The organism is Arthrobacter sp. HMSC06H05, from assembly GCF_001807395.1.
Classification (GTDB): Bacteria; Actinomycetota; Actinomycetes; order Actinomycetales; family Micrococcaceae; genus Pseudoglutamicibacter; species Pseudoglutamicibacter albus.
The window spans coordinates 355-1,740 of record NZ_KV788986.1; the positions used below are offsets into that span (position 1 = coordinate 355).

1 protein-coding gene is annotated in these 1,386 nt (G+C 57.1%); it reads left to right on the plus strand.

Annotation, left to right across the window (positions count from 1 at the left end; genetic code table 11):
• Positions 1 to 220: 220 nt before the first annotated feature.
• Positions 221 to 1,386: IS481 family transposase (locus tag HMPREF3160_RS06705; RefSeq protein ID WP_256174111.1), on the plus strand; the 1,166-nt coding region annotated here is incomplete at its 3' end.

A 1,386-nucleotide genomic window follows, 5' to 3' on the forward strand; every position in this document is an offset into this window, starting at 1 on the left:
CGTGTGAACGATGTCCCGACACATTACAAACGTGCGCGGAGGGGTGTCTGGTTTCACGACATCGTTCACCCCTCACCACTCCAACCCACCCACGGATCTCTCACGACATCCTTCCAACCATGTCTCAGGACATCCTTCACCCATCTGTCACGACATCGTTCACATCAGGGAGGGTGGGCCGGCATGCTGAGGTATGACATACACACGCAACAGAGCGATCGTGCTAGCAATCACTGACGGCGGGATGAGCGTCAAAGACGCAGCCACACATTTTGGTGTCAGTACCCGTTGGATCAGGACCTTGCTCAAACGCTTCCGTATCGGCGGGCTTGAAGCACTCCACCCACATTCCAAACGCCCGCACACCAACCCCAACCAGACACCAGAAGAGGTACGCGAAACCATCCTCGCGCTACGCCACCAACTCCTTCGAGACGGCCTAGACGCTGGTGCTGAAACCATCTATGACCTGCTACCAGAGAAGACTCGCCCCTCAACCAGCACCATCTTCCGGATCCTGAAAACAGCCGGGACAATCCAACCCCAACCACAAAAACGGCCCCGCTCCTCATGGCAACGATTCCAAGCACCCGCCCCCAACAGCCTGTGGCAATCCGACTTCACACACTGGCCGCTAGCCGATGGCACCGACACCGAAATCATCTCCTGGCTCGATGACCACTCCCGCTACCTCACCCACATCAGCGTCCACCCCAGAATCACCGGCCGCATCGTGGTCAACACCTTCCTAGAAGCCACCGAGACACACGGACTCCCAGCAGCAACCCTGACCGATAACGGACTCGTTTACACCACACGCCTAGCCGGAGGACGCACCACCAATAAACAACCCAACCCCTTCGAACAACTCCTCACCGACCTCAGCATCGAACAAAAGAACGGCCGCCCCGGAAAACCCACCACCCAAGGAAAAATCGAACGCTTCCACCGCACCCTGAAAACATGGCTCAAAGCCCAACCACCAGCCCAAACCCACCAAGACCTACAACAACAACTCCACGACTTCCAAACCCTCTATAACACCCAACGAAAACACCGAGCCATCGACAGACGAACACCCCACCAGGCCTACACCGCCACACCCAAAGACCAACCCACCACCACACTCGGCAACAGCTGCTGGCGAGTCCGTTACGACCGCGTAGACAGCCACGGCAAAATCACCCTCCGCTACGCCGGAAAACTACGCCACCTCGGCATCGGCCACGCCCACAACAGACAACGCATCATCCTGCTCGTCAACGGCCCCGAAGCCCTCGCCATCAACAAAACGACCGGTGAAATCATTGGCGCCTACACCATCGACCCCACCAAAAACTACCAACCCAAAAAACGGAACGATGTCCTGACACATCCACCAAAAAA